The sequence below is a fragment of the Dietzia timorensis genome (assembly GCF_020742175.1).
GTDB lineage: Bacteria > Actinomycetota > Actinomycetes > Mycobacteriales > Mycobacteriaceae > Dietzia > Dietzia timorensis_A.
The window spans coordinates 1-7,682 of record NZ_DYXM01000171.1 but is presented as its reverse complement, the minus strand read 5'-3'; the positions used below and the strand labels follow the sequence as shown (position 1 = coordinate 7,682).

General features: G+C 66.7%; 7 protein-coding genes. 1 reads left to right on the top strand and 6 read right to left on the bottom strand.

Going from position 1 to position 7,682, the window contains the following annotated elements; all coding sequences use genetic code 11:
* Positions 1-1,007: phosphotransferase family protein (locus K8V11_RS08870; protein WP_303912915.1), on the bottom strand; the 1,007-nt coding region annotated here is incomplete at its 3' end.
* 6 nt (positions 1,008-1,013) lie between these two features.
* On the bottom strand, positions 1,014-2,264 hold the full coding sequence (locus K8V11_RS08865) for an MFS transporter (RefSeq protein ID WP_303912917.1): 1,251 nt from the start codon (positions 2,262-2,264) through the stop codon (positions 1,014-1,016).
* A 257-nt stretch (positions 2,265-2,521) separates the two neighbouring features.
* Here K8V11_RS08865 and K8V11_RS08860 point away from each other — a divergent pair, with 257 nt between their 5' ends.
* Positions 2,522-3,142, top strand: coding sequence for a TetR/AcrR family transcriptional regulator (locus K8V11_RS08860; RefSeq protein WP_303912914.1), 621 nt, complete (start codon positions 2,522-2,524; stop codon positions 3,140-3,142).
* Here the strand turns inward: K8V11_RS08860 and K8V11_RS08855 are convergent.
* From K8V11_RS08855 to K8V11_RS08840, 4 genes are all read right to left on the bottom strand, one after another.
* A complete protein-coding gene (locus K8V11_RS08855; protein WP_303912912.1) occupies positions 3,139-4,110 on the bottom strand; it encodes a sulfite exporter TauE/SafE family protein in 972 nt (323 codons plus the stop codon). The two genes, K8V11_RS08860 and K8V11_RS08855, sit on opposite strands and share 4 nt — an antisense overlap.
* 24 nt (positions 4,111-4,134) lie before the next feature.
* Positions 4,135-6,081 (bottom strand): adenylyl-sulfate kinase, encoded by a 1,947-nt coding sequence (cysC, locus tag K8V11_RS08850; protein ID WP_303912911.1) that lies wholly within the window; start codon positions 6,079-6,081, stop codon positions 4,135-4,137.
* On the bottom strand, positions 6,081-7,007 hold the full coding sequence (gene cysD / locus K8V11_RS08845) for a sulfate adenylyltransferase subunit CysD (RefSeq protein WP_303912909.1): 927 nt from the start codon (positions 7,005-7,007) through the stop codon (positions 6,081-6,083). The genes cysC and cysD overlap by 1 nt, the downstream gene beginning before the upstream one ends.
* 55 nt (positions 7,008-7,062) lie before the next feature.
* Positions 7,063-7,682, bottom strand: a 620-nt coding sequence (locus tag K8V11_RS08840) for a DUF3459 domain-containing protein (RefSeq protein ID WP_303912907.1), incomplete at its 5' end; no start/stop codon positions are given.

Here is a 7,682-nt window from a genome sequence, read left to right as displayed (position 1 = left end):
TGCCCGCCGAGATCGCCGAAGTGCTGCCCGGCCATGTCGCCGGCCTCGGCCCGGGTGGCGACGCCCTGCGCGATCGCTGCGAACTTGAAGGCAGAAAATGCGAGGTACCAGTCGAGGGATTCGGCGTCCGTGCCGGTGGCGGCGCAGTAGCGGTCCTGGAGGTGCCGTGCTCCGGGCCAGCCCGGTTCGCGGGTGAGCGACGGTACGAGCGGAGCTTGCGGCCACTGTCCGTCTCCCCAGTACAGCAGTGCGAGGGCAAGGTCGGCGACCGGATCGCCGAGCGTCGACAGCTCCCAGTCGAGTACCGCGCGAATGCGGCCCGGTTCTCTCGTGTCGAAGACGCAGTTGTCCATGCGGAAGTCGCCGTGGGTGATGCGCGCCGGCCTCTCCGGCGGCATCGACGCCCGAAGTTCCTCGGCGAGCACGGGTAGTTGGGGCGCGCGCACGGACTCGGCCGCCTTCTCCGACTGGCCGAGCCAGCGGCGCAGTTGCCGGTCGAGATACCCCGTCCTTTTGCCGAGGTCGCCGAGCCCGGCAGCGTCGGGGTCGGTCCTGTGGAGGGCGGCGAGTGCGTCGGCCATCGCGTCGGCCATCGCCTCCTTGTCCGCGTCAGAATCGGCGTATCCCGCGGGCAGCTCGTCCCGAATGACGTGGCCGGGCACCTTCTCCATCACGTAGTACGGGTCGCCGAAATCGTCTCCGGCGGCGTCCAGGAGGACGATGGCGGGAACGGGAACGGCGCCGTCATGAAGACCTTGCTGGATCTTCGCCTCCCTGGCCATATCGTGCGCACTGGGGAGCAGGTCGCCGGTCGGCGGACGCCGCAGGATGAGTTCCCCGGCAGCGCATCGCAGGGTGAAGGTGAGGTTCGACTTCCCACCTGAGATCAGCTCGGCGCGCAATGACGACCATTCCTCGCGGCCTGTGGCGGCGGCAATTCTGCGCCCTACGACGTCATGGGCGATGAGCTTGTGGGTGTCGAGTTCGGGGTGAGTTGTCGAGGTCATGGGCCTCTAGCCCTCCTTGAGGTTGGCGCCGCGAGTTTCCTTCATAATGAGGCAGGCAACGCCCGTGGCCAGGGACAGAACGATGACGTAGACGTGGAAGATCCACCCGACGTCGTGGTTGGTGAACAACTGATTGAGGTACGGCGCGGTGCCGCCGAACACAGCGACCGAGAATGAGTAGGCGAAGCCGATTCCGGCGGTGCGCACGCGCGTCGGGAATGCCTCGGACAGCGTCGCGGAAAGAACGCACGCGGGCACGGAAATGATGAGCAGCGCGATGGTCGTCGCCAGGAGCAGTGTCCAGCCGGCGTCGGTGATCATTGCCGTGAGCGGGAACTGCAGTGCCGCCATCGCGATCGCGAAGAAGGCGAGCATAGGACGCCGCCCGATGCTGTCGGACAGCCTGCCGAATAGCGGCAGCGAGACGATCGCAATGACCTGCGCAACGACGAGCGCCCAATACGCTGTGTCCGGGTCCACCCCCTTTTCGGTGATCGCAAACGTCGAGATGTAGGACGACCACGTGTAGTGGGCGGCGGTGATCCCCGAGGTCATGCCGATCATGAGCAGGATCGCCTTGGCGAGGACTTTCTTGTCGATCGGCTCGGGCGCGATCGCGGTGTCCTCCTCGTGGAAGACCTCGGACTCCTCCATGTTGCGACGGATGTAGAGCGCGACGAGTGCGAGGACCGCGCCGAGGAGGAACGGGATGCGCCAGCCCCACTCGCCGACCGCCGTTTCCGACAGGGTCGAGGTGATCGCGCCGCCGAGGGTGTAGGCGAGGACCGAACCGCCGAAGATTGCGATGAAGGTGACCGAGCCCCACATGCCACGACGGTTCGGCGGGGCGATCTCGCCGACGTAGGAGTAGGCCGTCGCGGACTCGCCGCCGTGGGCGAAGCCCTGTAGGACTCGCGCGAGGAGCAGGATCGCCGAGGCGAACACGCCCACCGACTCGTATGTGGGCATGACGCCGATGATGAGAGAGCCCGTGGCCATGAGCATCATCGTCGTCACCAGGACGAACTTTCGGCCCTTCTTGTCGGCTATCCGCCCGAAGACGATGCCGCCGAGCGGGCGCATGAGGAAGCCGACCGCGAAGACCGCGAACGTCGACAGGAGCGCGGAGACCTGGTTGTCCGGATTGAACATGACCGCGGCGATAAACGGTGCAAAGACCGCGTACGCGCTCCACTCGTACCATTCGAGAACGTTGCCGATGCCGCTGGCGAAGAGCGATTTTCGCTTGCTCTTCATGTCGGTCCTGGACGAGGCCGGGCTCACCGGACCGGATTCGCGAGGCGGGTCCTGGCTCTCGTCGGCGGCGGATAGGGAGATCGTCATGGTGCTTCTCCTACTCGGGAAAAGGAGGGAGCTTCGAACGGGCACGCAATTGCCCGTACACTCCCGACCGAACGATCGCTCGGTTCCTGATAGTGTGATCTGTGACACCCGCCGAAGTCAACCCCGTCGGCCGAGTAATATCGAAATCCGCACAATTCACAGGAGGTTCGATGGTCGCGAACTGGAGCGAGTTCGGCGACGACAGACTCGACGCCTCGCTACGCGCGGCGTTGGAGTGTTTCGCCGCGCACGGATATCACGGCACGTCGATCCGCATGGTTGCCGACGCCGCCGGCCTGTCCGTACCCGGCCTCTACCACCACCACCGCTCTAAGCAGTCGCTTCTCGACGGTGTTGTCGGCGCGGCGATGGAGGAACTCCTGGAGCACACCCGCGCCGCCGAGGCCGACTCCGACGGGACTCCGGCGGGCCGTTTCGACAACGTCATCACCGCGCTGATCCTTTTCCACCTCGCCAGAAGGCAGCAGGCATTTGTCGCCTCGACCGAGATGCGGAGCATGGATCCCGAGGTCCGTGCGGTTCACGTGGCCTCCCGCGATGCGGAGCAGGCGATGATCTCCTCGGCGATCGCCGATGGGAACGAGGCGGGCGAATTCGACTGCCCCTCCCCCGTGGACGCCGCCCGCGCGATTTCCTCGCTGTGCGTGTCGATCGCGAATTGGTACCGGCCCGGCGGGAAGCTCGATCCGGACGACATCGTCTCGCAGTACCTCGGGTATTGCCGCGCTATCGCCGGGAGGCTGAACAACAATCCTGCGGCGCGGGACTAGATCACGAAATCGGGATCCGGCCCTTCCGTTTTCTGGGATTGGCGGGCCGCCTCGGCCTTCTTCTCGTGTCGATGGTGCACTCCCGGGAAGGCGTCATGCCCGGTGGCGTGACGCACCCACCCCCACACTGCCGGTCCGAGCAGAACCGCGCCGGCGGCGAGGAACGCCAGGAGAACCGGCGGTGCACCGAGCATCGCGATACCGGTAAGCGCGAGGACGATTGAAATCGATCGGCGGATGATTCCCGACGGCATCCACGGCGCAAGCCGAGAGCCGATGAACGTCCCGATGGTGCCGCCGATGAGCAGCGGCCACACGAGCGCCCAGTCGACGCCGGTAACCATCAAATGTCCGACCGCGGCGGCCATGACGAGAGGCACGGCCTGTACGAGGTCGGTGCCGACGAGCCGAAGCGGAGCGAGCGTCGGATAGAGCAGCATGATGCACATCATGATGAGCGTCCCCGAGCCGACCGAGGTGACTCCGACCATGAGACCGCCGACGAGACCGATGATCAAGGTCGGCACGATTCGCACGGGCGGATTCTCGTCGGTTCCGGACGAGATCTTGCCGATCAGCTCGAGATAGGCGCGCAGCACGTACGCCGACGCCGCGACGAGAAGCGTGACACCGATCGCCCGCTTGAGCAGGCCCTGGATATCGTCCGCGCCGATCGCGTGGACGAGCCACGCCCCGAAGTAGGCCGTCGGCACCGAGCCGATGACCAGCCACATCGCGATCTTGAGGTTCGGTTTCCCGCGCTTGAAGTGCACGGCCCCGCCGACGACTTTGTTCGCCGCGTTGACGACGAGATCGTTCGCGACGGCCACCGTCGGCGGGATGCCGAGCAGCACGAGCGCGGGCGTCATGAGCGCGCCCCCGCCCATGCCGGTGAGGCCGATGACGACACCGATCCCCAGGCTCACGAGCATGAGGATCGGTGCCTGGCTTGCCAGGAATTCGGCCATCAGAGGAGAGTCCCCGACACAGGGCTAGATCACGGTCGAGGTGTCGTCGCCGAAGAGCCGTGCGACGATGCGCTCGGCGGCTTCGGCCGCCGTGCCCACCTCGGGTGTGATGTGCAGATCGGGGTTCTTCGGCGCCTCGTAGGGGGCGGAAACACCGGTGAAGTTCTCGATCTCCCCGGCGCGCGCCTTCGCGTACATGCCCTTCGGGTCGCGCTTCTCGCACTCTTCGAGGGGCGTGTCGACGAAGACCTCGGTGAACTCGACGCCGAGGCGGTCGTGCGCCTGCCGCGCCTGTTCGCGCTGAGACGCGAGCGGCGAGATGAGTGCGCAGATCGCGACGACTCCGGCGTCGGTGAGCAGCGCCGCGACCTCCGCGGTGCGGCGGATGTTCTCGGTCCTGTCGGACTCGCTGAAGCCGAGATCGGAGTTCAGGCCGTGGCGCAGGTTGTCTCCGTCGAGCACATACGCGTTGTGCCCCGCCGAGAGCAGCGCCTTCTCTACTTCCGTGGCGATCGACGATTTGCCCGAGCCCGAGAGCCCGGTCAACCAGATGGTGCGGCGTGCGCCGTCAGAACCGAGCAGAGCGGCACGATCCCCGGACGAGACCGCCCCGGCGTGCCACACGACACCGGATTCGGTTTCGCCTGCGCCCTCGATCATGCCGGCGGCGACGGTGTCGCCAGTGACCTCGTCGACGAGGATGAACGCGCCCGTGGTGCGGTTCACGCCGTACTTGTCGTACATGAGCGGGGACTGCGTGCGCAGGGTGACCCGGCCGATCTCGTTGAGCGCGAGCGTCTCCGCATCCGCGTCCGTGGCGAGAGTGTTGACATCGAGCCGGTGGTCGAGCGCGGTGACGACGCTGCGCGTCTCGCGGGTCGTCTGCTTGAGCAGGTAGTTACGTCCGGGGGTGAGCTCGGAGTCGTCGGCGAACCAGCACACGGTCGCCGAGAGTTCGGTGCCGCGCTTCGGCTGCGCATCGGCGTGCGCGAGCATTTCGCCGCGCACGATGTCGATTTCGTCGGCGATCGCGATGGTCACGGCCTCGCCAGCCCTGGCGGAGGTGACCTCCCGGCCACCCGGCGCCCAGATCTTGGTGACGGCGGAGCGCTGACCCTTCGGGAGGACGACGATCTCGTCTCCCTCGGTCACGGTGCCGCCGGCGATCGTGCCCGCGAAGGAGCGGTGGTCGAGCCCGTCCGAACGCTGCGGGCGGATCACGTACTGCACGGGGAAACGGAACTCGCCGTCAGCCTCCGAGTGCGCGACGCGGATCGTCTCGAGCAGGTCGAGCATCGTCGGGCCCTCGTACCACGGCATCGCGTCCGAGGAGCCGGGGACGTCGGAGACCTTGGTGACGACGTTGTCGCCCTTGAGCGCGCTGATCGGGACGAAATCGATCCGGCCCACCGAGAGGTTCCCGGCGAACTCGTCGAAATCGGCGTGGATCGAGCGGAACACGGCCTCGTCGTAGTCGACGAGATCCATCTTGTTCACGCACACCACGAGGTTCGGGATGCCCAGCAGCGAGGACAGGTACGAGTGGCGGCGCGTCTGCTCGAGCACGCCCTTGCGCGCGTCGATGAGGATGATCGCGACGTCCGCCGTCGACGCGCCGGTGACCATGTTGCGCGTGTACTGCACGTGGCCCGGGGTGTCGGCGATGATGAATTTGCGCCGCGGGGTCGAGAAATAGCGGTAGGCGACGTCGATCGTGATGCCCTGCTCGCGCTCCGAGCGTAGGCCGTCGGTGAGCAGCGCGAGGTCGGTGTATTCGTCGCCGCGCTTCTCCGAGGTCGCCTCGACGGAGGCGAGCTGGTCCTCGAAGATCGCCTTCGAGTCGAACAGCAGCCGGCCGATGAGTGTGGACTTGCCGTCGTCGACCGAGCCGGCGGTGGCGATGCGCAGAAGGTCGGCCTGCTCGTCGAGCCCTACCTGGGCGAGAGACGTTCCGATGTCGGTGGTGGTCATCAGAAGTAGCCTTCCTTCTTGCGGTCTTCCATTCCGGCCTCGGAGATGCGGTCGTCGGCGCGCGTGGCGCCGCGCTCGGTGATGCGCGTCGCGGCGACCTCGGCGACGACCTCGGCGTTCGTCGACGCGGTCGATTCGACGGCGCCGGTGCATGTCGCATCGCCTACGGTGCGGAAGCGGACGGTCTCAGTGTGGAACGTCTCGCCCTCGAACAGCTTGAGGAAACGGGTGTTGGCGAGCAGCATGCCGTCGCGCTCGAGCACCTCGCGCTCGTGCGCGTAATAGATCGGCGGCAGGTCGATGTTCTCGCGGGCGATGTACTCCCAGATGTCCAGCTCGGTCCAGTTGGACAGCGGGAAAACGCGGATGTGCTCGCCGCGCCGGTGCTTACCGTTGTAGAGGCTCCACAGTTCCGGGCGCTGAGCGCGCGGATCCCACGCGCCGAACGCGTCGCGGAAGGAGAACACGCGCTCCTTGGCACGGGCCTTCTCCTCGTCGCGGCGGGCGCCACCGAACACCGCGTCGAAGCGGTTCTCCTGGATCCCGCGCAGCAGCGACACGGTCTGCAGGCGGTTGCGTGAGGCGCCGGGACTCGTGTCCTCGATGACGCGGCCGGCATCGATATCGTCCTGGACGCTCGAGACGACGAGCCGCGTGCCGGTTTCGGCGACGACGCGGTCGCGGTACTCGATGACCTCGTCGAAGTTGTGTCCGGTGTCGACGTGCATGAGAGGGAACGGCATCGGCGCCGGCCAGAAGGCCTTCCGCGCCAGGTGGAACATCACCACCGAATCCTTGCCGCCGGAAAAAAGCATTCCGGGGCGCTCGAACTGGGCAGCGACCTCACGAAAAATGTGGACCGACTCGGCTTCCAGCGCATCGAGATGCGAGAGCTCTTGGGTAGCGGCCTGGGCAGGTGCCGTCACGTTTCCTCCCAATCCAATTGCAATAGACAGACTGGTCTAGTGTAGACCGCTCTGTCTATTTCGGCGAACCCTGTACCGCCTCCCCTCTCCGCGACACCGTGACCTCGAATGGCGCCATCTCGTCGCCGCGCTCGCCACCTGCCGTGTTGGCGGCAAGTATGACGTCGGACGTGCCCACCTCCCCGGGCCGCGCGATCGCCCGTGCGGTCAGGTTGACCTCGATCGCGATCTCCGTGCTCGTTCCCGGGTCCCGGCGGATCCACGCAAAGTAGTCGCGAGAGCGCGGCCGCGGGAATTCGACCTCCTCCGACGTCAGAGCCGGTTCTGCCCGCCGCAGGCGGATGAGCGCCCGGTGGAATTCGAGCACCGATTCCGGGTCGCCGGCCTGCTCGGCGACGGTGAACCCGGCCGAGCACTCGGCCGCCGGCTGCCACCACTTCTCTCCTACCTCCGCCGTCGGCGCCCATCGCATCGGCACGCGGGCGTGGTCCCGCGCCCCGGGAAGTACCTGCGCGAACGCTTCGTCGGTGCTTGCACCGGCGGCTCGCAGCTCGTCATAGCGGTTCAGCGATTCGACGTCGCGCAGTTCGCCGATGTCGCGAAAGTCCTGGTTGACGGCTCCGATCTCCTGCCCCTGGAACAGGAACGGCACGCCGGGCAGCAGCAGCTGGATCG